General features: G+C 74.2%; 26 protein-coding genes. 18 read left to right on the forward strand and 8 right to left on the reverse strand.

What is annotated here, in order from left to right; translation table 11 throughout:
* Positions 1–24: 24 nt before the first annotated feature.
* Genes OC439_RS24230 through OC439_RS24240 form a run of 3 tightly spaced genes read right to left on the reverse strand, consistent with a single transcriptional unit; the run spans position 25 to position 3,214 of the window.
* Positions 25–1,362, reverse strand: coding sequence for an MGH1-like glycoside hydrolase domain-containing protein (locus tag OC439_RS24230; RefSeq protein WP_262015439.1), 1,338 nt, complete (start codon positions 1,360–1,362; stop codon positions 25–27).
* Entirely contained in the window at positions 1,359–2,177 is an 819-nt protein-coding gene (locus OC439_RS24235; RefSeq protein ID WP_262015440.1) for a sugar phosphate isomerase/epimerase family protein, read from the reverse strand. The genes OC439_RS24230 and OC439_RS24235 overlap by 4 nt, the downstream gene beginning before the upstream one ends.
* The gene (locus OC439_RS24240; protein ID WP_262015441.1) at positions 2,177–3,214 is read right to left on the reverse strand and encodes a zinc-binding dehydrogenase; all 1,038 of its coding nucleotides are present in this window, start codon (positions 3,212–3,214) and stop codon (positions 2,177–2,179) included. The genes OC439_RS24235 and OC439_RS24240 overlap by 1 nt, the downstream gene beginning before the upstream one ends.
* Positions 3,215–3,335: 121 nt before the next feature.
* Here OC439_RS24240 and OC439_RS24245 point away from each other — a divergent pair, with 121 nt between their 5' ends.
* From OC439_RS24245 to OC439_RS24265, 5 genes are read left to right on the forward strand one after another with little or no spacing between them, the layout of a single operon-like run.
* Entirely contained in the window at positions 3,336–4,727 is a 1,392-nt protein-coding gene (locus tag OC439_RS24245) for an ABC transporter substrate-binding protein (protein ID WP_262015442.1), read from the forward strand.
* Entirely contained in the window at positions 4,724–5,683 is a 960-nt protein-coding gene (locus tag OC439_RS24250) for a carbohydrate ABC transporter permease (protein WP_135239813.1), read from the forward strand. Before OC439_RS24245 ends, OC439_RS24250 begins: the two co-directional genes overlap by 4 nt.
* Positions 5,683–6,549: a carbohydrate ABC transporter permease gene (locus tag OC439_RS24255; RefSeq protein WP_091427216.1), complete on the forward strand. Its 867-nt coding sequence runs from the start codon at positions 5,683–5,685 to the stop codon at positions 6,547–6,549. The genes OC439_RS24250 and OC439_RS24255 overlap by 1 nt, the downstream gene beginning before the upstream one ends.
* A gap of 22 nt (positions 6,550–6,571) precedes the next feature.
* Entirely contained in the window at positions 6,572–7,174 is a 603-nt protein-coding gene (locus OC439_RS24260; RefSeq protein ID WP_135239812.1) for a phosphatase PAP2 family protein, read from the forward strand.
* A 32-nt stretch (positions 7,175–7,206) separates the two neighbouring features.
* Entirely contained in the window at positions 7,207–7,812 is a 606-nt protein-coding gene (locus OC439_RS24265; RefSeq protein WP_135239811.1) for a class I SAM-dependent methyltransferase, read from the forward strand.
* Between the two features lie 37 nt (positions 7,813–7,849).
* On the opposite strand, the gene eccB is transcribed toward OC439_RS24265, so the two are convergent.
* A complete protein-coding gene (eccB, locus tag OC439_RS24270) occupies positions 7,850–9,232 on the reverse strand; it encodes a type VII secretion protein EccB (RefSeq protein WP_262015443.1) in 1,383 nt (460 codons plus the stop codon).
* A 250-nt stretch (positions 9,233–9,482) separates the two neighbouring features.
* On the opposite strand from eccB, the gene trxA reads away from it, so the two are divergent.
* The 10 genes from trxA to OC439_RS24320 all read left to right on the forward strand — a co-directional run bounded on the left by trxA (position 9,483) and on the right by OC439_RS24320 (position 17,892).
* Entirely contained in the window at positions 9,483–9,833 is a 351-nt protein-coding gene (trxA, locus tag OC439_RS24275) for a thioredoxin (protein WP_262015502.1), read from the forward strand.
* A 53-nt stretch (positions 9,834–9,886) separates the two neighbouring features.
* On the forward strand, positions 9,887–10,156 hold the full coding sequence (locus OC439_RS24280; protein WP_013285930.1) for a metal-sensitive transcriptional regulator: 270 nt from the start codon (positions 9,887–9,889) through the stop codon (positions 10,154–10,156).
* 154 nt (positions 10,157–10,310) lie between these two features.
* Complete coding sequence (locus OC439_RS24285; RefSeq protein ID WP_262015444.1) at positions 10,311–11,711, forward strand: MBL fold metallo-hydrolase; 1,401 nt, start codon at positions 10,311–10,313, stop codon at positions 11,709–11,711.
* 86 nt (positions 11,712–11,797) lie between these two features.
* Positions 11,798–12,382 (forward strand): rhodanese-like domain-containing protein, encoded by a 585-nt coding sequence (locus tag OC439_RS24290; RefSeq protein ID WP_114920221.1) that lies wholly within the window; start codon positions 11,798–11,800, stop codon positions 12,380–12,382.
* A complete protein-coding gene (locus OC439_RS24295; RefSeq protein WP_262015445.1) occupies positions 12,379–13,275 on the forward strand; it encodes a sulfite exporter TauE/SafE family protein in 897 nt (298 codons plus the stop codon). The genes OC439_RS24290 and OC439_RS24295 overlap by 4 nt, the downstream gene beginning before the upstream one ends.
* Complete coding sequence (locus OC439_RS24300) at positions 13,214–13,822, forward strand: class I SAM-dependent methyltransferase (protein ID WP_262015446.1); 609 nt, start codon at positions 13,214–13,216, stop codon at positions 13,820–13,822. The genes OC439_RS24295 and OC439_RS24300 overlap by 62 nt, the downstream gene beginning before the upstream one ends.
* A gap of 81 nt (positions 13,823–13,903) precedes the next feature.
* Positions 13,904–14,614: a spermidine synthase gene (locus OC439_RS24305; RefSeq protein ID WP_194801741.1), complete on the forward strand. Its 711-nt coding sequence runs from the start codon at positions 13,904–13,906 to the stop codon at positions 14,612–14,614.
* A gap of 72 nt (positions 14,615–14,686) precedes the next feature.
* Positions 14,687–14,866, forward strand: a complete 180-nt coding sequence (locus OC439_RS24310) for a hypothetical protein (RefSeq protein ID WP_262015447.1) — start codon at positions 14,687–14,689, stop codon at positions 14,864–14,866.
* Between the two features lie 100 nt (positions 14,867–14,966).
* Positions 14,967–16,646, forward strand: coding sequence for a long-chain-fatty-acid--CoA ligase (locus tag OC439_RS24315; protein WP_262015448.1), 1,680 nt, complete (start codon positions 14,967–14,969; stop codon positions 16,644–16,646).
* Between the two features lie 154 nt (positions 16,647–16,800).
* Positions 16,801–17,892, forward strand: a complete 1,092-nt coding sequence (locus OC439_RS24320) for a winged helix DNA-binding domain-containing protein (RefSeq protein ID WP_262015449.1) — start codon at positions 16,801–16,803, stop codon at positions 17,890–17,892.
* 4 nt (positions 17,893–17,896) lie between these two features.
* On the opposite strand, the gene OC439_RS24325 is transcribed toward OC439_RS24320, so the two are convergent.
* Complete coding sequence (locus OC439_RS24325; protein WP_262015450.1) at positions 17,897–18,661, reverse strand: class I SAM-dependent methyltransferase; 765 nt, start codon at positions 18,659–18,661, stop codon at positions 17,897–17,899.
* Between the two features lie 37 nt (positions 18,662–18,698).
* Here OC439_RS24325 and OC439_RS24330 point away from each other — a divergent pair, with 37 nt between their 5' ends.
* The gene (locus OC439_RS24330) at positions 18,699–19,220 is read left to right on the forward strand and encodes an AAA family ATPase (protein WP_262015451.1); all 522 of its coding nucleotides are present in this window, start codon (positions 18,699–18,701) and stop codon (positions 19,218–19,220) included.
* Between the two features lie 15 nt (positions 19,221–19,235).
* On the opposite strand, the gene OC439_RS24335 is transcribed toward OC439_RS24330, so the two are convergent.
* The gene (locus tag OC439_RS24335) at positions 19,236–19,874 is read right to left on the reverse strand and encodes a class I SAM-dependent DNA methyltransferase (protein WP_410054952.1); all 639 of its coding nucleotides are present in this window, start codon (positions 19,872–19,874) and stop codon (positions 19,236–19,238) included.
* 51 nt (positions 19,875–19,925) lie between these two features.
* Here OC439_RS24335 and OC439_RS24340 point away from each other — a divergent pair, with 51 nt between their 5' ends.
* Entirely contained in the window at positions 19,926–20,693 is a 768-nt protein-coding gene (locus OC439_RS24340; protein ID WP_262015503.1) for a class I SAM-dependent methyltransferase, read from the forward strand.
* Here OC439_RS24340 and OC439_RS24345 read toward each other — a convergent pair whose 3' ends face one another.
* Positions 20,694–21,620 (reverse strand): LysR family transcriptional regulator, encoded by a 927-nt coding sequence (locus OC439_RS24345; RefSeq protein ID WP_262015453.1) that lies wholly within the window; start codon positions 21,618–21,620, stop codon positions 20,694–20,696. It lies immediately after the preceding gene.
* A 114-nt stretch (positions 21,621–21,734) separates the two neighbouring features.
* Here OC439_RS24345 and OC439_RS24350 point away from each other — a divergent pair, with 114 nt between their 5' ends.
* Positions 21,735–22,973, forward strand: coding sequence for an MFS transporter (locus OC439_RS24350; protein ID WP_262015454.1), 1,239 nt, complete (start codon positions 21,735–21,737; stop codon positions 22,971–22,973).
* A 46-nt stretch (positions 22,974–23,019) separates the two neighbouring features.
* Here the strand turns inward: OC439_RS24350 and OC439_RS24355 are convergent, their stop codons facing one another.
* Complete coding sequence (locus tag OC439_RS24355; protein ID WP_262015455.1) at positions 23,020–23,664, reverse strand: alpha/beta fold hydrolase; 645 nt, start codon at positions 23,662–23,664, stop codon at positions 23,020–23,022.
* Positions 23,665–23,694: the final 30 nt, after the last annotated feature.

Genomic DNA, 23,694 nt, shown 5'->3' on the forward strand with positions numbered 1-23,694 from the left:
CGGCGTACCCGGCGCCCACCGCCGTCACTCCTGGGCGAGCGCGTCCAGCACCAGCGCGGCGGTCCAGCTGAACGCCGGTGAGCCGAGACCGGCGCCGGTGTCCGGGTGGAAGTACTCGTGGCAGCCGGCCCGGTCGACCAGGTCGAGCAGCGACTCGCGCAGCCCGGCGGCCAGGTCGGCCCGGCGGTGGGTACGCAGTCCCTGCCAGAGCAGCCAGCCGGTGTTGATCCAGCTCGGGCCGCGCCAGTAGCGCAGCGGCTCGAAGTCTTGCGCGGTGCGGTCGTACGTGGGCAGCGGCCGGTCCATCCGGGCGGCCAGCCCGAAGCGCGGCGAGCACGCCTCGGCCAGCAGCGCCGACACCTGCGCGGCGGGCAGTTCGGGCAGCGCCAGCGGCATCAGCCCGAGCACGGTCCGGGCCGGCACGAGCCGGTCCGCGCGCACGTCGCGGGGACGGAACGTGCCGGCGACCGGATCCCAGAGGCGGGTGACGAGCGCCTCGGTGATCCGGGCACCCCGGTCGCGGTGCGGTCCCGGGTCGGCGCCGATCACCGCGGCGATGCGCGCGAGGGCGTACTCGGAGACGCCGAGCGCGGCGTTGACCAGCGGGCACTCCACCAGGAACGGGTGCCGGCCGAGCAGTCCCTCGTCCCGGTAGCGGCCGGCCCGGTAGCTCTCCACCAGCGCGACGTAGCGCGCGTAGTCCAGGTCGGTGGGGCGCTGCGCCGCGTCGGCGTGCGCGGTGTCGTGCCGGCGGTACGCGCGCATCACCGCCTCGTCGGCGGGCACCCCTGCGAGCGGCGCGTCCCAGGCCGGGCTGTTGTCCAGCCCGGACTCCCACGGGTGCACGATCGACGCCAGCCCGCCGCCCCCGGCGTCGCGCCGACCGGTCAGGTAGCGCTGCTGCGCGACCAGCCTCGGGTAGAGCCGCCGCAGCGCGGCCACCGACGCCTCGCCGGGCGCGCGGCGGTGCACCAGCCAGGCGGCCGGAGCGTGCACCGGCGGCTGGACGATCCCGGAGGTGGCCCGGGCCGGCGAGCCGTCGGCGCGGGCCGAGTCCCAGAACTGCGGCCCGGGGAAGTACGGCCCGGCGCGCGAGGCCGGGTTGAACACGATGTGCGGCACCCGCCCGTCGACCCACTGCGCGGCGAACAGCGTGCGCAGTTCCCGCCAGGCCCGGTCCGGGCGGACGTGGGCCAGGCCGATCGCGATGAACGCCGAGTCCCAGCTCCACTGGTGCGGGTAGAGCGTGCGGGAGGGGACGGTGTGGTCGTGTTCCCAGTTGGCGTCCAGGGTGGCCAGCGCGAGGCGGCGCAGCCGGGCGTGGCGGTCGGCGTCGGCGCGTACCCCGGTGGTCAGCGTCATGCGGCGGCCCGCCGGGGACGGGCCTGGGCCAGCGCGGTGGCGGCCTGGCGCAGCGCGGCGACCGGCTCGCCGCGCAGCCGGCACTCCAGCGCCAGCCAGCCGGTGTAGCCGATCGCGTCGAGCGTGGCCAGCAGCGCGCCCCAGTCCAGGTGCCCGGCGCCGGGCTGGTGCCGGTTGGAGTCGCTGACCTGGACGTGCCCGAGGTACGGCGCGGCGGCGCGCAGCGCGGCGTGCGGGTCGTCCTCCTCGATGTTCATGTGGTACGTGTCGGCGGCGACCCGCAGCGCCGGTGACCCGACCGCGCGGCACAGCTCGACCGCCTGGTCGAGCCGGTTGACCATGTGGTCCTCGTACCGGTTGAGCGGTTCCAGGAACACAGTGACCCCCTCGGCGCGGGCGTGCGCGGCCAGCTCGCCCAGGGCGTCGACGAGGACCCGCCGGTCGTCGTCGGCCGAGCGTGGCGGGTCGAACGGGGGCAGCCGGCGGGAGAACATGCCCCACGCGGCAGGGGTCATCGCACCGACGCCGCCCAGCTCGGCGATCACCGAGAGCTGGGAGCGCAGGTTGTCCACCGCGTCGCGGGAGCGGCCCGGGTCGAAGTCGCCGATGAAGTGGTCCATCTCGACGCAGACGGTCGGCACGACCACGCCGGCGGCGCGGGCGCGGCGCAGCTCCGGCAGCCGCCGGGCCAGCGCGAGGTCGCCCCGCCCGCGCAGCTCGATGCCCTGGTAGCCGAGGGAGACGGCGAGGGCGTACTTCCGGGTCAGGTCGGTGCCGGGAAGCAGCTGCTCCTGGCAGGCAAGCGGAATGTCCATCAGAACCTCAGCACCACTTGGAGGACGTCACCGTCACCGCGGTCGAGCAACGCCAGGGCGTCGGCCACCGCGCCCGCGTCGACGACGTGGCTCACCAGCGGCAGCGGGTCGACGCTGCCCTCGGCCACCAGGTCCATGAAGGTGTGTGCGATCCGCGTCCCGGACCACCGGCCGGCCGTGCCGGGTACCGGATCGGGCCCGGAGACCTGGGCGGCCACGAGCTGGATCCGGTTGTGGTGGAACTCCTCGCCGAGTTCCAGCCCGTGGGCGTACCCCTGGTAGAAGCCGGCCGCGACGACGCGCCCGGCGTGCGCGGTGGCGCGGATCGCTTCGTGCAGCGCCGGGTACGACCCGGACAGCTCCAGGCAGACGTCGGCGCCCCGGCCGTCGGTGGCGGCCCGCAGCGCGGCGGCGGGCGAGTCGGCGGCGGCGTCGACCACCCGGCGCGCGCCGAGCCGCACGGCGTGCGCGAGCCGGCCCGGCATCCGGTCGACGGCGACCACCCGGGCGCCGGAGAGCGCGGCCAGACGCGTGCCGAGCAGCCCGATCACACCCTGCCCGAACACGCCCACCCAGTCGCCCAGATGCAGGTCACCGGCGAGCACCGCGGTCAGCGCGATGGCGCCGGGCCGGGCGAACACGGCGGCGAGCGGGTCGAGGCCCGGTGGCAGCGGATGCGCGGCCGTCGCGGGGAGCACGGCGTCGGCGCGGTGCCCCCAGATGCCCCAGACGAGCTGGCCGGGCCGCCGCCCGGCCACGTCGGGCGCGACCTCGACGATCTCGCCGACCTCCTCGTAACCGAAACCCACCACCGGGTACGCGGGCGCGGCCTGGCGGGGCACGAACATGCGGGAGCCGGCGTCCCAGTCCTTGCGCAGTCGCGGGTTGCTGCCCCGGTAGAGCGTCAGCTCGGTGCCGGCGGAGATGCCCGAGTAGCGGGTGCGGACGCGGACCTGGCCCGGACCGAGCCGGTCCGTGGGGCAGGGCTCCAGGCGTACGTGCCGGGGCCCGGCCAGAGAGACAACCCAGTTGCTCATGGCGTCGCTCCGAGGGAAGTGCCGACCCCGATTCTAACCCAAAAAATGGGCATATGTGATTCGATTGATGAATCGATGGGTATTAGCGGCAGGCCGTACTCTTTCGAGAGGAGTGCCACCGATGTCATCACCCTCCACGCGGCGGCTCGCAATCAGCCTGATCCTGGCACTGGCCGGGACCGGCATGGCCGCATGCAGCGACGACGGGCAGAAATCCGACAGTTCGCAGATCACCGTCTGGAGCCTGGAAGACGTGGCGGACCGCGTCGCCGCCACCAAGACGATCATCGCCGACTACACCGCCAAGACCGGCGTCAAGGTCAACCTGGTCACCGTCAACGAGGACCAGTTCCCGTCCCTGATCGCCTCCAGCGCCGCCGCCGGCGACCTGCCCGACGTGGTCGGCTCGGTCTCGCTGGCCGGGGTGCGCACGCTGTCCGCGAACGAACTCCTCGACGCTGACGCCAACGCCGCCGTCGTCGACCGGCTCGGCCGGGACACGTTCACGCCCCGCGCGCTGGAACTCACCAGCGACGGCGGCGCACAGCTCGCCGTACCGAGCGACGGGTGGGGCCAGCTACTCGTCTACCGCAAGGACCTGTTCGCCGCCGCCGGCCTGCCGGCGCCCGACACGTACGAGAAGATCGCCGCCGCGGCGGCGAAGCTGAACACCGGCGGCGTCGCCGGTATCACCGCGGCCACCTCCCCCGGCGACGTGTTCACCCAGCAGACGTTCGAGCACCTGGCGCTGGCGAACAACTGCCGGCTCACCGACGACTCCGGCACTGTCACGCTCGACTCCCCCGAGTGCGTCGAGGCGTTCCGCTTCTACGGCGACCTGATGCGCAACAACTCGGTCAAGGGCGCCCAGGACGTCGACACCACCCGGGCCACCTACTTCGCCGGCAAGGCGGCCATGCTGATCTGGTCGCCCTTCATCCTCGACGAGCTGGCCGGGCTGCGCGCCGACGCCCGGCCGACCTGCCCGCAGTGCCAGTCCGACCCGGCCTGGCTCGCGAAGAACAGCGGGTTCGTCACCGCGATCAAGGGCCCGAACGGCACCGAACCGGCCCAGTACGGCGAGGTCAGCTCCTGGGCCGTGCTCGACGGCGCGGCCGACCCGGCGAAGTCGTTCGTGGAGTACATGCTCTCCGACGGCTACCCGCGCTGGTTCGGCATGTCCCCCGAGGGCCGCTTCCCGGTGCGCACCGGCACGCGAGAGGACAAGCAGAAGTTCCGGACCGCCTGGAACACCAGCCCGGCCGGCGTGGACACCAAGAAGCCGCTGTCCGAGGTCTACGGCGAGGACGTGCTCGCCACCCTGCGGCGCAGCCCCGACACCTTCCAGCGCTGGGGCCTGACCGAGAACCAGGGCAAGCTCGTCGGCGCCATCCTCGGTGAGCTGCCCGTACCCAAGGCGCTCGCCGACGTCGTCGGCGGCAAGTCCGACGCCCGCGCCGCCGCCGAACGCGCCCGCAAGGACGTCGAGGCGATAGCCAAGGGCGTCAATTGACCACCACCGCGCCGGAGGCCGGCCGCTCCCCCGCGCCGGAGCGACCCCGCCGACCCGGCCGACGCCCGCTGACGCTGCGCCGCCGCGAAGCCCGCGCCGGGCTCGCGCTGGTCACCCCGACCCTGCTCGTCGTGGTCGCGGTGATCGGCATACCCATCGTCTGGACGGTGGTGCTGGCCTTCCAGCGGGTACGCCTGGCGACCCTGCGCAAGACCGGCCTGTTCGGCGAGCTGACCCTGGACAACATCGACCGGGTGCTGCACACGCCCGGGTTCGCCGACACGCTCTGGACCACTGTGCTCTACAGCGTCGGCGGCACCGCCGGCTCGATCGTGGTGGGGCTCGCGGCGGCGCTGGCCGTACGCGGGCCGTTCCGCGGCCGCACGCTGGTACGCGCGTCGATGCTGCTGCCGTACGTGGCGCCGGTGGTCGCCATGACGTTCGTCTGGCAGGTGATGCTCGACCCGCAGCTCGGCATCGTCAACGACTGGGGGCGGCGCTTCCTCGGCTGGGACTCCCCGGTGCCGTTCCTGTCCCAGGAGTCCACCGCGCTGTGGACGGTGATCGCGTTCGAGGCGTGGCGCTACTTCCCGTTCGCGTTCCTGTTCCTGCTGGCCCGGCTCCAGGCGGTGCCCGGTGAGCTGGAGGAGGCCGCCCGGGTCGACGGGGCGACACCCACGCAGCGGTTCCGGCACATCCTGCTGCCGCAGCTCATGCCGGTGATCGCGCTGATCGGCGTGCTGCGGTTCATCATGACGTTCAACAAGTTCGACGACGTCTACCTGCTCACCGGCGGCGCCGCAGGCACCGAGGTGGTGAGCGTGCGGGTCTACCAGTTCCTCACCGCCCGTACCGACATCGGCGCGGCCGCCGCCCAGGCGGTCGTCCTGGCCGTCGTGCTGCTCGTGTTCGTGGCGATCTACCTGCGCTTCTTCGGCGCGCGACGGGAGGCGTGATGGACCGGGACCGGATCGAGACGGTCAGCCTGCGCTGGCTGCGGCGGCTGGTGATCGCCGGGTTCCTGGTGGTCACGCTGCTGCCGTTCTGGTACATGCTGGTGCTGTCGGTACGTCCGATCGAACGCCTGCTGCTCGAACCCGGCTCGCTCTGGGTACCGTTCGGCGAGCTGACCGTCGCCACGTACGCCGAGGTGCTGAAGTCCGTCTCCGACGGCGGCCAGGGCTTCCTCACGTTCATCCGCAACAGCGGCCTGGTGGCGCTGGCAGCCACCGCGCTCACCCTGGTGATCGCCATCCCCGGGGCGTACGCGGTGTCCCGCCTGCGGTTCTTCGGCCGCCGGCAGGTCAGCGCGCTGTTCCTGGCGGTCTACCTGTTCCCGTCCATCGTCATCGCGATCCCGCTGTTCGTGGTCTTCACCCGGGCCGGGCTGCGCGGGTCGCTGACCGGCCTGGTGCTCGTCTACATCTCGCAGACGCTGCCGGTGTCGGTCTACATGCTGAAGAACTACTTCGAGACGATCCCGATCAGCCTGGAGGAGTCCGCGGCGATCGACGGCGCCGGCCGGCTCGGCATCATCCGCCGGGTCAGCCTGCCCCTCGCGGCCCCGTCGGTGATGGCCGTCGCGCTGTACGACTTCATGATCGCCTGGAACGAGTATTTGTTCGCGCTGCTGTTCCTGGTCGACCGGCCGGACCGGTGGACCGTGTCGCTGGGCCTGTCGCTGCTCGCCGACGGCGTCGAGGTGCCCAAGACCGTGCTGATGGCCGGCTCGGTCATCCTCACGCTGCCGATCGTGGTGCTGTTCTTCGCCGGGGAACGCCTGCTCACCGAGGGACTCACCAGCGGGGCCGAGAAGGGCTGAGCGTCCGTGCCAGGATGATCGGGTGCGAGCATCACGGGAGCGCCGGGCCGGCGCGCGGGCGGCCCGGCTGCTCACCGAGGCGCTCGCCCCGACCGTCCTGGTCACGGCGCTGCCGCTGATCGCCGCCGCCCGGGTCAGCCGCTCGGCGGGCCAGTTCCTGCTCTGGGGCGGCATCGCGCTCACGTTCTGCGCCGTCATCCCGATCGGTGTGCTCGTGCACGGCGTCCGCCGGGGGCGCCTCACCGACCGGCACGTCGGCGACCGCGCCCAGCGGGCCCGGCCGCTGTCGATCGGGCTGGCCTCGGTCGCGGCCGGGTTGCTGCTGCTGGCGGCGGTGCGCGCGCCGGCCGAACTGTTCGCCGTGATCGTGGTGGTCTTCGTGGTCGGCGCGGCCTGCGCGCTGGTGAACCACTGGTGGAAGCTGAGCATCCACGCGGCGGTCGCCGCCGCCACCGTCGCCGTGCTGGTGCCGCTGGCCGGCCCGGGCGCGAACCTCGGCTGGGTGCTCGTCGCGGCCGTCGGCTGGTCCCGGGTACGGCTGGGCGACCACACCTGGCCGCAGGTGCTGGCCGGCGTCGCGCTCGGCGGGCCGCTCGCCGCCGGCACGTTCCTGGCGCTCGCCTGACCCGCCGCCACAAGATCAGCTACGGTGGCCTCATGGGCAAGCCGACCCGCTGGGTGACCGACACGAAACCCGGCCACTCGCAGTGGTACGTGGACCGGTTCCGCCAGCTCGCCGCCGAGGGCGCCGACCTGTCCGGTGAGGCGCGGCTGCTCGACGCGCTCGTGCCGCCCGGCGCGCGCGTCCTGGACGCCGGGTGCGGCACCGGCCGGGTCGCCGCCGCGCTCGCCGCGCGCGGGCACGACGCCGTGGGCGTGGACGCCGACCCGACGCTGGTCGAGGCGGCCCGCGCCGACCACCCCGGCCCCCGCTTCCTGGTCGCCGACCTGGCCGAGCTGGACCTGGCCGCCCAGGGCGAGGCCGAGCCGTTCGACGCCGCCGTGCTGGCCGGCAACGTGATGGTCTTCGTCGCCCCCGGCACCGAACGCGACGTGCTGGCCCGCGTCGCCGCGCACGTACGCCCGGACGGCCTGGTCGTGGTCGGCTTCGCCACCGACCGCGGCTACCCGGTGGCCGACCTGGACGCCGACGCGGTCGCCGCCGGGCTGCGCCCCGAGCACCGCTTCGCCACCTGGGACCTGCGGCCGTGGCGCGACGACGCCGACTTCGCGGTGAGCGTGCTGCGCCGCCCCGCCGGCTGACCGCTGCTCGTCCTCCCCGGCGGATCGCGCCCGGCGCTCAGGCGGGCGCGGCGACGGCGCGGGCGGCCTCCGGGTCGAGCGGGCTGCCAGCCGGCAGGAGGTCCACCAGGGCCGCCGGCAGCCGCGCCGGGCGCACCCCGGCATAGCCGAGCGAGCCCGGCACGTCCGCGCCGGTCAGCGCATACCGTCGTCCGAGGTCGGTGATCACGCAGACCGCGCCGCCGGTGGCGCCCGGCGCGGACACCGCCTCCACCAGCGCGCCGCGTCCCGGCTCCACCACCACCTCGTCGGCGAGCCCGGCCCGCCCGCCCTGTGTCCGGGTGGCGGCGGCGAGGTCCGGCGCGGTGACTCCGAGACGGATCTCGCGAACGCCGGCGTCGTCCCCGGCCCGCGCGCAGATCGCACCGCTCTCGGCGGCGGCCAGCCGGGGCGGTACGGCGGGTGGCGCGCTCGCCCCGCCGGGCACCAGACCGGGCAGTTTCGGCAGCGCGGCGAACCGGCCGAGCGTGATCGGCTCCGGCTCCCGCTGGCCGGTGCGGGCCAGCAGCAGCGCCGCCTGCAACTCGGTGATGCCGGCCAGCCCGGCGCGCTGCGCGACCGCGTACTGCCGTCCGCCGCCGGAGTTGCGCACCAGGTAGACGTCACCCACTGTGGCGCCGGTGACCCGCTCGGACGGCTCGCCGAGGTCGCCGACGGGCGGCGGGGCCAGGTCGGCGCCGGCCGGCAGCGTGTTGAGCAGCGCCGCCGCCACCGGCACCGCCCGTTCCCGGGTGGCGGCGAGCGCGGCGAGCACCCGGTCGGTGTCGCGCAGCAGGTAGCGCCGGTCGTGCCAGAGCAGGTGCAGGCCGCCGTCCGGGTGCCGGGCCAGCAGCCCCTGGTCGCCGAGCACCCGGCCGCCGGTGGCCTGCCGCCCGATCAGCAGCACCGACCGGGCCTCGTCGCGCCCGGGCTCGTCCCCCTCCACGGAGCAGAGCGTCCACGCGTCGCGGACGAGCCGGTTCGGCGCGGGCAGCGAGTCCGGCGCGTCGGCGATGCCGAGCGGCAGACCGCGCGGCACCCCCTCGATGGCGCGGCGGCTGACCAGCACCGTCTTCGGCCGCTCCGCCCCGATGATCAGCAGCGCGGAGGCGTAGTTCGACACCGGGTGCAGCTTCTCGTCGCGGTAGACGAATCGCGCGCCCGACTCCTTCTCCACGATCACCGCGCCCGTCTCGCGCCACGAGTCACCGCCGCCGGTGAACAGGCCGTAGAGGGCGACGCCGCCGAGCGCGATCGCCGCGACCAGGACGCTGGCCAGACCGGCGCCGGCCAGCCGGCGGAACGGGGACTGCGGCGGGTCCGTCTCCCGCATGACGAGCGCGGCGACCGCCCGCTGGACGGTGAACTGGTACGAGTGCAGCTGGTCCTGCCGCGACGCCATCGTGTCCCTTCCCGCCGGGATGGTCGGCGCACAGGATAAGCGCTCCGTCGATGCCCCGGCGACCCTGCGTGTCCCTCACGGGCCCTCCGTCGTCGGTTCGCCCCGCCAGTACGCCGAGGTGGCCGCATCACACCGGCCCAGACCCGTCCACCTCCCCGAGGTGGAGTGGATCAAGCCGGCCACCACCCCCGGAATGGATACCCCCGGGGGTGTGTTAGACATGGCGGAACCCGAACCGACGGAGGTACTGATGGCCAGCGTGGCGTTGACCACCACTGACTTCGCAGGGACGGTCAACCGGGACGGCATCGTCCTGGTCGACTTCTGGGCCGGCTGGTGCGGCCCCTGCCGGGCGTTCGCGCCGGTCTACGAGAAGTCCAGCGAGCAGCACCCGGACATCGTCTTCGGCAAGGTCGACACCGAGGCCGAGCCGGCCCTGGCGGCCGCCGCCCAGATCCGGTCGATCCCGACACTGATGGCGTTCCGGGACGGCGTGCTGGTGTTCGCCCAGCCGGGCGCCCTGCCGACGGCCGGGCTGGAGGAGCTGATCCGGGCCGTGCGTGACCTCGACATGGACGAGGTCCGGGCCAAGACCGCCTGACGGGTGGCGGCACGGGTACCCCCTGGGGTATCTTCGAGCGCAGGAGGTATGACGTGAATCTTCGACCGGAGATGACAGGCGAGGCGCTGACCCGGCTCAAGCGGGCCCGGGGGCAGCTCAACGCCGTCATCGAGATGATGGAGAACGGCGAGGACTGCCGCGCCGCGCTGACCCAGCTCGCCGCGGTCTCCAAGGCCATCGACCGGGCCGGTTTCAAGATCATCGCCTCCGGCATGCGCTACTGCGACGCCGCCCGCCAGGCGGGCGAGGAGCCGGAGATGACCGAGGAGGAGCTGGAGAAGCTCTTCCTGTCCCTGGCCTGACGGCCCCCTGCCTGACGGCGTCCGCCTGACCGGCTGAGCCCCGCCCGCGCCGTGTGACCACGACGCGGGCGGGTAAACACCTGCCTGGTTGACCCAGGCCGCAGACTGTCCCATGCATACCCCCCGGGGTATATAGGCAATGAGAGGAAACGGCATGACTCTCGACGTGTCCGTCATCGCGACCTCCTCGCTCGGCGACCGCAGCTACCTCGCCTCCGACGGCCGGGTGGCGATCGTGGTCGACCCGCAGCGCGACATCGACCGCGTCCTGTACCTGGCCGGCGCCAAGGGCGTACGCATCACCCACGTGGTCGAGACGCACATCCACAACGACTACGTCTCCGGCGGCCTGGAGCTGGCCCGGATCACCGGCGCGCAGTACCTGGTGGCCGCCGCCGACACGGTCGAGTTCGACCGGACCCCGGCCGCCGACGGCGACACCGTGCCGGTGTCGGACACCATGCGGCTGCGGGTGATCGGCACCCCTGGTCACACGTTCCACCACCTGTCGTACGCACTCGACGAGGCCACCGACGGCGGCTGGACGGCGGCCGGCGTGTTCACCGGCGGCTCGCTGCTGTTCGGCACCACCGGCCGCACCGACCTGCTCGGCCAGCAGTACGCGCACGAGCTGGCGCACCACCAGTACGCCTCCGCGCGCAAGCTGGCCGACCTGCTGCCCGACGGCGCCCAGGTCTGGCCCACGCACGGCTTCGGCAGCTTCTGCTCGGCCAGCCAGGCCGACGCGCCCGAGTCGACGATCGGCCGGGAGAAGGAGGCCAACCCGGTGCTGCGGCTGGCCGCCGACCAGTTCGTCACCGAGACGCTGGCCGGGCTGGACGCCTACCCGGCGTACTACGCCCACATGGGCGTCGCCAACGCCGCCGGTCCCGCCCCGGTCGACCTCACGCCGGTGGCCCGCGCCGACGCCGACGAGCTGCGCCGTCGTATCGCCGCCGGCGAGTGGGTGGTCGACCTGCGCCACCGCAAGGCGTACGCGGCCTCGCACCTGGCCGGCACCGTCAGCCTCGGCCTGGACGGGCCGATGTCGACGTGGCTCGGCTGGCTGATCGACTGGGGCGTGCCGATCACGTTCCTGGCGCAGACCCCGGAGCAGGTCGCCGACGCCCAGCGGGAACTGGTCCGCATCGGCATCGACCGCCCGGCCGCCCAGGCCACCGGCGAGCCCGAGCAGTGGACCACGGACCCGTCGCAGCTGCGGGAGACGGCGGTGGCCGACTTCGCCGCGCTCGCCGCCGCGCAGGCCGGGAAGACCCCGGCCGGGCTGCCCGCGCCGCAGGTCGTCCTCGACGTGCGGATGACGAACGAGTGGAAGGCCGGACACATCGACGGTGCGGTGCACGTGCCGCTGCCGGACGTGCCGAAGCGGCTCGCCGACATCCCCGCCGGGACCGTCTGGGTGCACTGCGGCTCCGGCTACCGGGCCACCGCCGCCGCGTCCCTGCTCGCCAACGCCGGCCGTGACGTGGTGCTGATCGACGACTCGTACGGCCGGGCCGAGGCGGCCGGCGTACGCATGGCGCCCACCGCCTGACCTCTCTCCGAGCGCCCGGCCGGCGTGTCCCTACGCCGGCCGGCGCCCGCCCCTGCCCGAGAACACCCGCTGAAGGAGACCGAAGCATGACCACGACCACCCCCACCACCATCGACGCGGCGACCCTGCGCGAGCTGATCGCCGCCGGCCGTACGCCCCGGATGCTCGACGTGCGCACGCCCGGTGAGTTCGAGGCGGCGCACATCCCCGGCGCGTACAACGTGCCGCTGGACCTGCTCCGGGAGCACCGCGCGGAGCTGCGCAGCCACCTGGACGAGGACGTGGTGCTGATCTGCCGCTCCGGCGTCCGGGCCGGCCAGGCCGGTCAGGCGCTCGGCACCGTCGGCCTGCCCAACGTGAAGGTGCTCGACGGCGGCATGCTGGCCTGGCAGGCCACGAACGCCCCGGTCAACCAGGGCCGGCCGCGCTGGGACCTGGAGCGCCAGGTACGCCTCGTCGCCGGCTCGATCGTGCTCGCCGCGATCGTCGGTTCGGTGTTCGTCCCCGGCCTGAAGTGGGTCGCCGCGTTCATCGGCGCGGGCCTCACGTTCGCCGCGCTCACCAACACCTGCGCCATGGGCATGCTGCTGAGCAAGCTGCCGTACAACCGCGGCGCGAGCTGCGACCTGGACACGATCGTCGGGCAGTTGCGGGACGGGAGCCGCAAGTGACGACTCTCGTCCTGACGCTGGCCGGCGCGGTGCTGATCGGCGTGACGTTGGGCCTGCTCGGCGGCGGCGGGTCGATCCTCGCCGTGCCGCTACTGGTCTACGTCGCCGATCTGCCCGCCAAGGAGGCAATCGCCACCTCGCTGCTCGTCGTCGGCGTGACCAGCGCCGTCGCCGTGCTGCCGCACGCCAGGGCGAACCGGGTCCGCTGGCGTACCGGGCTCATCTTCGGTGTGGCCGGGATGACCGGCGCGTACGCGGGCGGCCGGCTGGCCGAGTTCGTCCCGGCCAGCGTCCTGCTGACCGCGTTCGCGCTGATGATGCTCGCCACCGCGGTCGCGATGATCCGGGGCCGCCGGTCCGCCGAGGGCCGCCCGGTGCCGCACGAGCTGCCGATGCTGCGGGTGGTCGGGGACGGTGTGGTCGTCGGCCTGGTCACCGGCCTGGTCGGCGCCGGCGGCGGCTTCCTGGTCGTACCGGCCCTGGCCCTGCTGGGCGGGTTGCCGATGCCGGTAGCGGTCGGCACCTCGCTGGTCGTCATCGCGATGAAGTCGTTCGCCGGCCTGGCCGGCTACCTGTCCAGCGTGCAGATCCACTGGGGTCTGGCCGCCGGGGTCACCGCCGCCGCCGTCGTCGGCAGCCTGCTCGGTGGCCGGCTCACCGGCCGGATCCCGGCCGACCTGCTGCGCCGGGTGTTCGGCTGGTTCGTCGTGGTGATGGGCGTGTTCGTGCTCGCGCAGCAGTTGCCGCCGGTGTGGGGACTCACCGTGGGAGCGCTTGCCGTGGCCGGTACGGTCACCATGGCGGTGTGGGGCCGCCGGAGGAGGGAACACAGTGGACAGCAGCGCCTGGGACAGCCGGTACGCCGACACGCCCGGACTGGTGTGGAGCGCTGAGCCCAACCGTTTCGTGGTCGAGTCGGTCACCGGGCTGACTCCCGGGTCAGCGCTGGACATCGCCGCCGGCGAGGGCCGCAACGCGGTCTGGCTGGCCGGTCAGGGCTGGCGGGTCAACGCGGTGGACTTCTCCGCGGTGGCCGTCGACCGGGGGCGGGAGCTGGCCGCCGCGCGGGGCGTCACGGTCGACTGGCGGGTCGCGGACGTGACCGCGTACCGGCCGGTGCCGAACAGCTACGACCTGGTGCTGATCAGCTACCTGCACCTGCCTGCGCCGGAGTTCGCCGGGGTGCTCGCCGCGGCGAAGTCCGCGCTGCGCCCCGGCGGCACGCTCGTGGTGGTGGGCCACGACCTGGCCAACCTCGCCGGTGGCATCGGCGGCCCGCAGGACCCGGACGTGCTGCTCACGCCGGAGTCGGTGGTCGACGGGCTGGCCGGGCTGCGCGTGCAGCGGGCCGAAACGACCCGCCGGCCGGTCCCGGCCACCGACGGCGGGACCGTCGACGCGCTGGACACCGTAGTGGTCGCCACCCGCCCCGCCGACTGACCGCCGTCCGCCGCCGTTCCGCCGGGCCGGGCCGGGACCGGCCGGTAGCATCCGGGGACGGATCAGCGGAGAGGACACCGGGTGGGCGCGCGTTTCGAGGAACTGGCCTGGCGGGAGACGCCGATCGGCGAGATCAGCCTGCGGCGGCGCCGTGACCCGGCACTGGACTCCGAGGTGTACGAGGTGAAGCTCGACGACGAGTACCTCATGTCCAGCGCCTTCCCGGTCGCGGAGATCGAACTGGCCCGGCTCGGACTGGCCCCGCTCACCGGTGACGCGCTGGACGTGGTGGTCGGCGGGCTCGGCCTCGGCTACACCGCGCGTACCGCGCTGGAGGATCCCCGGGTGCGCTCACTGGTGGTGGTCGAGGCGATCGAGGACGTGATCGACTGGCACCGGCGGGATCTGCTGCCGTTCGCCGCCGGCCTGGCCACCGATCCGCGTACCCGGTTCGTCCGGGCGGACTTCTTCGCCGCTGTGGCCGGCGACGGTCTCGACCCGGACGAGCCCGGCCGCCGCTTCCACGCGGTGCTGCTGGACGTGGACCACTCCCCCCGCCAGGTGCTGCACCCCAGCCACGCCCCGTTCTACACGGTCGACGGGCTGCGGCGGCTGGCCGCGCTGCTGCACCCGGAGGGCGTCTTCGCGCTGTGGTCGAACGACCCACCGGATCCGGCGTTCCAGCGCACGCTCACCGAGGTGTTCCCGACCTCGGTGGCGCACGTCGTCCGGTTCCCGAACCCGTTGCAGGGCCGGGAGGCGGCGAACACCGTGTACGTGGCCCGGCACTGATCCACCGGGCGGCGCATGGCCGCACGAGCAGCGGGAAAGCGCACTGCCCACCGTACGACGGGAGGCTGGGACATGCGCGCGTTGCTCTGGGTGGTCGGCGTGGTCGCCGGTGTGCTCATCCTGCTCGGGCTGCTGCTGGAGGCGGTCCGCTGGCTCGTCGTCATCGGCGTGATCGCGCTCGCCGCGGTCATCGTCTTCGGGATCGTGAAGGGCCGGCGGGTGGTGCACCAGCATTCGACCCGCCGTCGCTGACCTGCGCGGGTGTGACCTACCCGGCAACCTACGTCAGCGTAGGTTACCGCCCGGTCACGTTAGGCTGGGGTCGTCATCCGCGCGACGAGGAGTAACGGCGATGGACGCGACCGCTCAGCGACCCTGGACCCGCAGCTACGCACCCGGGGTCCCGGCCGAGATCGCCGAGCCGGACGGCTCGCTCGTCGACCTGCTCACCGAGGCGGCCGGACGGTTCGGGCCCCGGGTCGCGCTCGACTTCTACGGCGCCACCACCACGTTCACCGAGCTGGCCGACCAGGTGGCCCGCGCCGCCGAGGCGCTGCGCCGGCTCGGCGTCGGCCCGGGCGACCGGGTGGCGCTGGTGCTGCCGAACTGCCCGCAGCACGTGGTCGCGTTCTACGCCGTGCTGCGCCTCGGCGCGGTGGTCGTCGAGCACAACCCGCTCTACACCGCCGACGAACTGGACCGCCAGCTCACCGACCACGGCGCGACGGTCGCGATCGTGTGGGACAAGGTCGCGCCGCTGGTGGCGGGACGCGGCGCCGTGCGTACCGTGGTGTCGGTCGACCTGACCGCGGCGCTGCCGCGGCTCAAGCGGTGGGCGCTGCGGGTGCCGCTGCCGAAGGTCCGCGCCGCGCGGGCCGCGATGACCGCCCCCGCGCCCGGCGCGCTGCCCTGGTCGGAGCTGGTCGCCGCCGCCGGGCCGCTGCCCGCCGGGCATCCCGCGCCCGAGGCCGGGGACGTGGCGCTGCTCCAGTACACAGGTGGCACCACCGGCGAGCCGAAGGGCGCGGTGCTGACCCACCGCAACCTGCGCGCCAACGCCGCGCAGGGCCGGGCCTGGGTGCCGGGCCTGCGCGACGGCGCGGAGACGGTGTACGCGGTGCTGCCGCTGTTCCACGCCTACGGGCTGACGCTCTGCCTGACCTTCGCCGTCAGCATCGGGGCCACACTGGTGCTGTTCCCCCGTTTCGACGCCGACCAGGTGCTCGACGCGGTCCGCCGCCGCCCGCCGACGTTCCTGCCCGCGGTACCGCCGGTCTACGCGAAGCTGGCCACCGTCGCCCGCGAGCGCGGCGTCGACCTCACCTCCATCCGGTACGCGATCTCCGGCGCGATGTCGCTGCCACCGGCCACCGTGGAGCTGTGGGAGCAGGTGACCGGCGGCCTGCTGGTCGAGGGGTACGGGATGACCGAGACCTCCCCGATCACCGTGGGCAACCCGGTCGCGCCGAGCCGCCGGCCGGGCACCGTGGGCGTGCCGTTCCCCTCCACCGACGTGCGCATCGTCGACCCGGAGGACCCGTCCCGGGACCGCGCCCCGGGCGAGGCCGGTGAGCTGCTGGTCCGCGGGCCGCAGGTGTTCTCCGGCTACTGGCACCGGCCCGAGGAGACGGCCAAGGTGCTGCTGCCGGGCGGCTGGATGCGTACCGGAGACATCGTCACCATGGACGCCGACGGCTTCGTGACGGTGGTCGACCGGATCAAGGAGCTGATCATCACCGGCGGCTTCAACGTCTACCCGTCCGAGGTGGAGGAGGCGCTGCGCCGCGTCCCCGGCGTACGCGAGGCCGCCGCCGTGGGCATGCCCACCGACGACGGCGAGGAGGTCGTCGCCGCGGTGGTTGTCGACCCGGCGGTGGCCGTCACCCCGGAGACGATCCGGACCTCGTGCCGCACCCACCTGGCCGGCTACAAGGTGCCCCGCCGGGTCGTTGTGGTCGACGAACTGCCGTACTCCCAGATCGGAAAGATCCTGCGCCGCGAGGTCCGCGAACGGCTGCTCGCCGCCCGCTGACGCAGTCCCCCACGGCCCGCGGACGGCGAGTGGAACGCCATGGGTGTCAAACGGGGCCGGAGACACCCACAGCGTTCCACCGACGGCTGACCGCGCCGTGGCGAACGGGCCGCGCTGTCGCGGAAGTGTCGGTGCCGCCGCCTACGCTGTGTCGATGACCGACAGGCGTCAGGTGCTGGCCTTCCGCGTCCGCGCCCAGCAGCTCGACCGGGCCGAGGGCTCGCTCGCCGACACCGCGGTGCTCGACATCGGCGTGCAGGACACCGGCCCCGACGGCGGCCGCTGGGCACTGGCGACGCGCGGGGTCGATGTCACCCCGCTGACCGGCGACGACGTGGCCCTGCTCTGGACGGTTCGCGGCGCCCCGCACCTCTACCGCCGCGCCGACGTGGGCGCGGTGGCCGCCGCGGTCGAGCCGTTCTCCGACGCCGACGCGGGCAAGCGCATCTACGACGCGGCGAAGCCGTTGAAGGCCGCGGGCATCGGCATCGTCGCCGCGCTCGACGAGGTGGCCGCGCGGATGCGGGAGATCGTCCGCACGCCGACGGTCAAGGGCGAGGTCTCCGGGCGGCTCGCCGAGGTGATGCCCGAGCCCTACCTGCGGCACTGCCGGCCGTGCGACGCGATCCACCTCTACGAGATGCCGTTCCGGCTCGCCGCCGTACGCGCCGGGCTGGAGCTGCGACTCGACACGTCACCGCCGATCCTGGAACGCATCCGCGGCTTCCGTCCGGCCGCCGCGCCCGGCGACCGGTTCGAGCTCATCCGCGCCTACCTGCGGCTGCTCGGCCCGGCCACGCCCAAGCATGTCGCCGACTACCTCGACGCCCCGGTCAAGGAGGTCAAGGCCCGCTGGCCGCACGACGCGGTCGAGGTGAGCGTCGACGGCGAGACGCGCTGGATCCTGGCCGCCGACGAGGCGGCGCTGGCGTCGGCGGACGCCAAGGCGACCCGCCTGCTCGGCCCGTTCGACCTGTTCCTCCAGGCGAAGGACCGGGCGACGCTCGTGCCCGACGCGGCCCGCGCGAAGGAACTGTGGCCGGTGCTGGGCCGCCCCGGCGCCGTGCTGGCCGACGGTGAGCTGGCCGGCACGTGGCGGCCCCGCAAGTCCGGCCGGTCGTTCACCGTCGCGGTCCAGCCGTGGCGAAAGCTCACCGGCAGCACCCGCGACGCGGTCGTCGCGGAGGCCGAGCGCCTCGCCGCGTACCGGGGCGTGCCGCTCGCCGGCGTCGACTTCGCCGACTGACCGCCTACCGCGTCCGGCCGATCGCCGTCCAGGCCGAGGCCGGGACCTCCACCGGCCACCGGTCGCCGAGCAGTGACGCGCACCTGTCGCGCAACGCCGCGCGGCCCGCCGCGTCGAGCCGCTGGACGTGGTCCCCGGCCGGGCCCACCCCGAGCGTGTACGGCTCCCACCACTGCTCGAAGCTCGCGAAACTCGTCCGGACGGTTAGCAGCGACGACCGCACGTCCCGCAGGCCGGCCGCGGCGAACAGGTCAGCGAGGTCGCCCTCCCGCGCCCCGGCGAGCCCCGACTCGTCGTACGCGTCCGGGTCGAGCGACCGGACCGCCTGCCAGAACACGGTCAGCGGTCCACGCCCACCGGCGTGGTCCCACACGCAGGCCGCCACCACACCCCCGGAACGGGTCACGCGGGCCATCTCCCGCAGGCCGGCAACCGGGTCCGTCATGAAGTGCACGACGAGCTGGGCGAGGGTGACGTCGAAGCCGCCATCGGCGAACGGCAACAGCTCGGCCGACGCCCGCCGGATCTCGACCCCGGGCAGGCGTACCCGGGCCGCCTCGACGAACGGCGCCGACGGGTCGACAGCCGATACCGCCTCCGGCCCCAGCCGTGCCACCAGCTCCGCGGTCAGCGCGCCGGTGCCGCAGCCGACATCAAGCGCCCGCTGCCCTCGCGTGACACCCGCGGCGCCGGCGAAGCGCACCGCCAGTGGCTCGGCGAATCGGCCCATGAAACGGCCGTACGCGTCCGCGCCGACGTCGAATCCCACCGCGCCAGGCTAGCCGCCCACTGGCACGATCACCGTCATGATTGTCTGGATCAACGGCGCGTTCGGTGTCGGCAAGACGACCACCGCGCGGCTGCTCACGGAGTCGCTTCCGGACGCGCGGCTGTTCGACCCGGAGTTCCTCGGCACGATGCTCACCGCGTTCGTCACCCCGCCGACCGGCGACTTCCAGGACCTGCCCCTGTGGCGTCACCTCGTCGTGCAGACGGTCACCGGGCTGGACCGGCACCACGCGGGCGTCTGGATCGTGCCGATGAGCCTTCTCCTTCCGGCGTACCGGGCGGAGATCCTCGGCGGCATCCGCGCCTGCGGCATCGACGTCCGCGAGGTCGTGCTCACGCTGCCCGAGGACCGGCTGCGTGCCCGCATCGACGCCGACCAGATCGAGGCCGGCGCGCGCGGCTGGCGGCACGACCACGTCGCCCGGGCGCTGGACACGTTCGCGTCGGTGACCGACGCCCACCTGATCGACGCCACCGTCCCGCCCGAGCAGGTGGCCGACGCCGTCGCCGCGCACGTGACCGGGGATCCGGAAGCGTAGGGCGAGGGCCTGATCTCACCGGTGGGCGAAGACGAAGCCGCCTTCGACGTCCGGGGCGGGGCGATGCGTCATCTCGGCCTCGACGGTGAAGCCGGCGTCGGTCAGCCAGGCCGCGACCCGCCCCGGTGGACGGCGGTGCACGTGGACGCGCATCGGGTGCCCGCCGTACCCCTGTGTCTTGAGCCGGCTGCCGTCACCGGCGTGGAATCCGAGCAGCACGACGCCGCCGGGCCGCAGCACCCGGTGGAATCCGGCGAGGACGGCGGGCATCTCACCGTCCGGGACGTGGATCAGCGAGAACCAGGCGAGCAAACCGGTCAGGCACCCGTCGGTGAGGTCGAGGCGGGTCATCGAACCCACCTCGAAGCGGAGGCCCGGGTGGTCGCGCCGCGCCAGGTCGATCATCGCCGGTGACAGGTCGATGCCGAACGCGCTCAAGCCCAGATCGTGGAGATGCCGGGTGATCCGGCCCGGTCCGCAGCCGATGTCCGCGACCGGCCCGCTCCCTCGCGCCCGGACCAGTTCGGCGAAGAGCGCGAGGATGCCGCGCTGGAACGGCTCGTTCGCCAGGGCGTCGCGCAGCAGGTCGGCGTAACTGGACGCCACCGTGTCGTAGGAGGTGCGGGTGTCGTCCAGCCAGCCGGGTTCGCCCACACCGTGCACGATAGCCGCGGACGAAGGACCGATCGTGGGAGGATGCTCGGCATGCCGGGTCGCGCGTTGAGCTTCGGGGCGGCAGCGCTGGCGTACGAACGGTTCCGGCCCGGCTACCCCGAGGAGCTGGCCGACCTGGTGCTGGCGTACGCGGACCGGCCGGTCCGGACCGCACTGGAGATCGGCGCCGGGACCGGCAAGGCCACCCGGCTGTTCGCGCGGCGCGGCATCGCGGTCACCGCCACCGACCCGGATTCCGCGATGCTCGCCGAACTGCGCCGGCACGTCCCGGCCGACGTGCGGGTCCGGCAGGCCGCGTTCGAGCAGTTGCGCGCCGGCGAGCGCCACGACCTGGTGTACGCGGCGGCGGCGCTGCACTGGACCGACCCGGACCGGCGGTGGGAGCGGATCGCCGGGCTGCTCGCGCCCGGTGGGGTGTTCGCGTCGTTCGGCGGGCCGCTGCGGCCGGCCGACCCGGCGGTGCGCGACGCGGTGGCCGCGGCCCGGTCCGAGTTCCTCGCCGACGACGAGATCCCGTCGCCGGACGGGACGCCGCCGGAGGCCGGCATGCAGTGGCCCGGCACGGAGCTGCGCGCGTCCGAGTGGTTCACCGACGTACGCCAGTCGGAGATCGCGCGGCGGATCACGATGAGTGCCGACGACTACGTCGGTCTCCTGTCGACCGTCTCGGCCTATCTCGAACTGCCGCCGCATGTCCGTGAGCAGGTGTTCCGCCGCGTCCGGGACGTGCTGCCCGGCACGGTCGAGGTCACCGCCGGCGTCACGGTCCACCTGGCGCGGCGAACCTCGCAGCCCTGATCACCCGGGCCAGGCGGGCCGCCAGACCGGCCCGGGCAGCGGCGGCAGGCCCGCGAAGTGGCGGATGACCGGCCGCAGCCCCGGGTGCGGACCGGTCCGGGGCAGCATGAGGTTGATCGGGTACGCGAGCACCGGATCCGTGATCGGGATGCGGCGCAGGTCGTGGCCGGCGGGCCAGAGGTAGCGGTCCCGGGCGCCGACGAGCGTCGCCACGTCCGCGGAGTCCGCGAGCTCGTCGAGGAGCACCTCGGTGCCGAAGTTCGGCCCGGTCGCGTCCACCCACAGGTCGAAGGCGTCGGCGAGTTGCCCGTAGAACTCGCCCCACTCGCTTCCGGGCACGATGCCCGGCACCCGCAGCCGGTGTCCGCGCAGCTCGGACGGCGTGAGCGTGGGCGCGGACGCGAGCGGGTGCCGGGGACCGGCGAGCAGTTGCAGCGGCGAGTCGAAGGCGCGGACCATCCGTACCTCGGGCGGCAGCGCGGCCGGGTCGGTGACGGTGCGGAACGCGGCGTCGACGTCGCCGGCCCGGACCGCGGCGGCGACCTGCCGGGGGTCGTCGACCCGCAGCGTCACCACGTCGAGGTCGACGCCCGGGTGGGCGCGCCAGTAGTCGTGCAACAGGACGGCCTGCGCGCTGCGCAGGCCGAGCACGTCGATGCGCGGCGCCCGAGCGCCGGGCCGGACCGCGGCGACCGCGCGGTCCGCGCCGGCGACGACGCCCCGGGCGTGCGGGAGGAACGCCCGGCCGTCGTGTGTCAGCTCGACCCCTCGCGATATACGGGTGAACAGGCGCACCCCCAGCTCCCGCTCCAGCGCGGCGATCCGCTTCGACACGGCCTGCTGGGTGACGCCCAGTTCGTCGGCGGCGTGCCGGAACTGCCCGAGTTCGGCAGCCCGCACGAACGACCGCACCGCCTCGCTGTCCACCGGCCCACAGTAGGCGGGTCCAGCCGATGGTTGTGACGCGCCGGGCGGCGGTTGTTTGCTCCGGCGTCCAAGCGGCCGGTCTGATGCGCGGGGCATCGGTGACGGGGGCGGGGCGTGCGGAGGCTGGGTTCGGATTTCGGGTGGCTGTGGTCGGCGTACGCGGTGAGCACGTACGGCACCTGGCTGGCGTTCGGCGCGTTCCCGCTGATCGCGGTGCGGGTGCTGGACTCGTCGGCGTTCGCCGTGTCGCTCCTGGAGGCGGCGGGGCCGGCGGTGGCGGCGGTGCTGGCGGTCCCGCTCGGGCCGTGGGTGGCCTACCGGCGGAAGCTGCCGGTGATGATCGCGACGGATCTGGTCCGGTTCGCGGCGCTGGCGAGCGTGCCGGCCGCGTACGCGCTCGGGATGTTGTCGTACGGCCAGTTGCTCGTCGTCGCGGTGGTCTGCGGGACGGCCGGCATCACGTTCACCGCCGCGTCCGGGGCGTACCTGAAGAGCCTGGTCCGGGGTGATCGGCTGCTGGCGGCGAACGGACGGCTCGAGGCGACGAGCTGGGCTGCGACGGCGGCCGGGCCGCCGCTCGGCGGTGCGCTCGTCGGGCTGCTCGGCCCGGTCGTCACCATCACCGCCGACGCGGTGAGCCACCTGCTCTCGGCACTCGCGGTCCGGCGGATCCGGGCCGCCGACACGGCCGCGCCCCGCGACCCGGCGGGCGCCTCACGCGTCGCCGACCTGGGCACCGGCTGGCGGTTCGTGCGCCGCGACCCGGTGCTGTGGCGGCTGTTCCTCAACTCGGTGCTGGTCGGCGGCCTGATCATGGCGACCGCGCCGCTGCTCGCCGTGCTCCTGCTGGGTGAGTACCAGGTGGCTGCGTGGCAGTACGGGCTGGTCTTCGGGGTCTCCGCGCTCGGCGGCGTGCTCGGCGCACGGCTGAGCCCGCGCCTGGTGCGGCGGTACGGGCGGCAGCGGGTCATGACGGCGTCCGGCTGGCTGCGGTCGATCGTCCCGCTCGGCCTCGCGTTCACCCATCCGGGGACCACCGGGCTGCTGACCGTGATCGCCGTCGAGTCGGTGCTCATCACGTGCATGGGCGTGTTCAACCCGATCTACGCGACCGAGCGCCTGCGCCGCACCCCGCAGGCGCACACCGCGCAGGTCCTGACCGCGTGGAGTGTCACCGGCCGGCTCACCCAGGCCGCGCTGATGGCCGGGTGGGGCGTCCTCGCCACAGTCGTCGGCCCGCTCGCCGCGATCACCGTGTCCGGGGTGCTGCTGCTCGCCACGCCGCTGCTGCTGCCGACGCGCCGGCACACGCGCGACCCCGAACCCGCGCGCCCGGCCGCCGCGGTCGTCTGAAGCCGGCGCCCGGCCGCCGCCGTCTCCTGAACCCGGCGGCCGACGGTCAGGACGCCAGGTAGGCGGTCAGCCGGTCGGCGAGCGGGCCCGGGCGGCTGAGCGCCACCGCGTGACCGCCGTCGATCTCGTCCGGCACCACGCCGAGCCGGTCGGCGGCCACCCGGCGCTGGAAGTCGGCGGGGAAGAACCGGTCGTCGCGGCCGATCAGCACCGTCGTCGGCACGGCCGGCCAGGTGGCCAGCGGCCACGGCTCGTCCCACTCCGCGCTCACCTGCTCCCGGCCGTGCGCGGGCGCCTCGGCGACGATCTCGGCCGGCACTCCGTTGTAGAACTGCTGCTCCTCGCTGAGCCCTTCCGGCTCGCGGTAGCCGGTGTCGCCCCACCAGTCCCCCGGCTTCTCGCCCGGCCGCGGGATCATCGGCGTGAGCAGGACCAGCAGGCGCACCGGCAGCCGGTCGGCGACCAGCGGGGCGGTGAACGCGCCGTACGAGTGCCCGACCACCACGAGGTCGTCGCGGTCGCCGGCGGCGTCGATCACCGCCTGGCGGAACTCGGCGAACCCCGCCGACCGGTCACCGATCGGCAGCTCCGGCACCACCGCGTCGTGACCGCGGGCGGCCAGCTCGGGAACCAGCAGATGCCAGTCCCACGCGCTGCCCCCGCCGCCGTGGATGAGCACGAACGTCGTCATGCCCGGACCCTCCCACACCGGTACGACATG

The sequence above is a fragment of the Micromonospora sp. Mcm103 genome (genome assembly GCF_024519755.1).
Taxonomy (GTDB): domain Bacteria; phylum Actinomycetota; class Actinomycetes; order Mycobacteriales; family Micromonosporaceae; genus Micromonospora; species Micromonospora aurantiaca.

Coding starts and splice junctions, on each gene's coding strand:
- OC439_RS24235 (WP_262015440.1), bottom strand. CDS start 2,177: ATGGACATTCCGCTTGCCTGCCAGGAGCAGCTGCTTCCCGGCACCGAC.
- OC439_RS24315 (WP_262015448.1), top strand. CDS start 14,967: ATGGACGCGACCGCTCAGCGACCCTGGACCCGCAGCTACGCACCCGGG.
- OC439_RS24290 (WP_114920221.1), top strand. CDS start 11,798: ATGACCACGACCACCCCCACCACCATCGACGCGGCGACCCTGCGCGAG.
- OC439_RS24230 (WP_262015439.1), bottom strand. CDS start 1,362: ATGACGCTGACCACCGGGGTACGCGCCGACGCCGACCGCCACGCCCGG.
- OC439_RS24330 (WP_262015451.1), top strand. CDS start 18,699: ATGATTGTCTGGATCAACGGCGCGTTCGGTGTCGGCAAGACGACCACC.
- OC439_RS24320 (WP_262015449.1), top strand. CDS start 16,801: ATGACCGACAGGCGTCAGGTGCTGGCCTTCCGCGTCCGCGCCCAGCAG.
- OC439_RS24240 (WP_262015441.1), bottom strand. CDS start 3,214: ATGAGCAACTGGGTTGTCTCTCTGGCCGGGCCCCGGCACGTACGCCTG.
- OC439_RS24355 (WP_262015455.1), bottom strand. CDS start 23,664: ATGACGACGTTCGTGCTCATCCACGGCGGCGGGGGCAGCGCGTGGGAC.
- OC439_RS24310 (WP_262015447.1), top strand. CDS start 14,687: ATGCGCGCGTTGCTCTGGGTGGTCGGCGTGGTCGCCGGTGTGCTCATC.
- eccB (WP_262015443.1), bottom strand. CDS start 9,232: ATGGCGTCGCGGCAGGACCAGCTGCACTCGTACCAGTTCACCGTCCAG.
- OC439_RS24255 (WP_091427216.1), top strand. CDS start 5,683: ATGGACCGGGACCGGATCGAGACGGTCAGCCTGCGCTGGCTGCGGCGG.
- OC439_RS24340 (WP_262015503.1), top strand. CDS start 19,926: ATGCCGGGTCGCGCGTTGAGCTTCGGGGCGGCAGCGCTGGCGTACGAA.
- OC439_RS24265 (WP_135239811.1), top strand. CDS start 7,207: ATGGGCAAGCCGACCCGCTGGGTGACCGACACGAAACCCGGCCACTCG.
- OC439_RS24285 (WP_262015444.1), top strand. CDS start 10,311: ATGACTCTCGACGTGTCCGTCATCGCGACCTCCTCGCTCGGCGACCGC.
- trxA (WP_262015502.1), top strand. CDS start 9,483: ATGGCCAGCGTGGCGTTGACCACCACTGACTTCGCAGGGACGGTCAAC.
- OC439_RS24245 (WP_262015442.1), top strand. CDS start 3,336: ATGTCATCACCCTCCACGCGGCGGCTCGCAATCAGCCTGATCCTGGCA.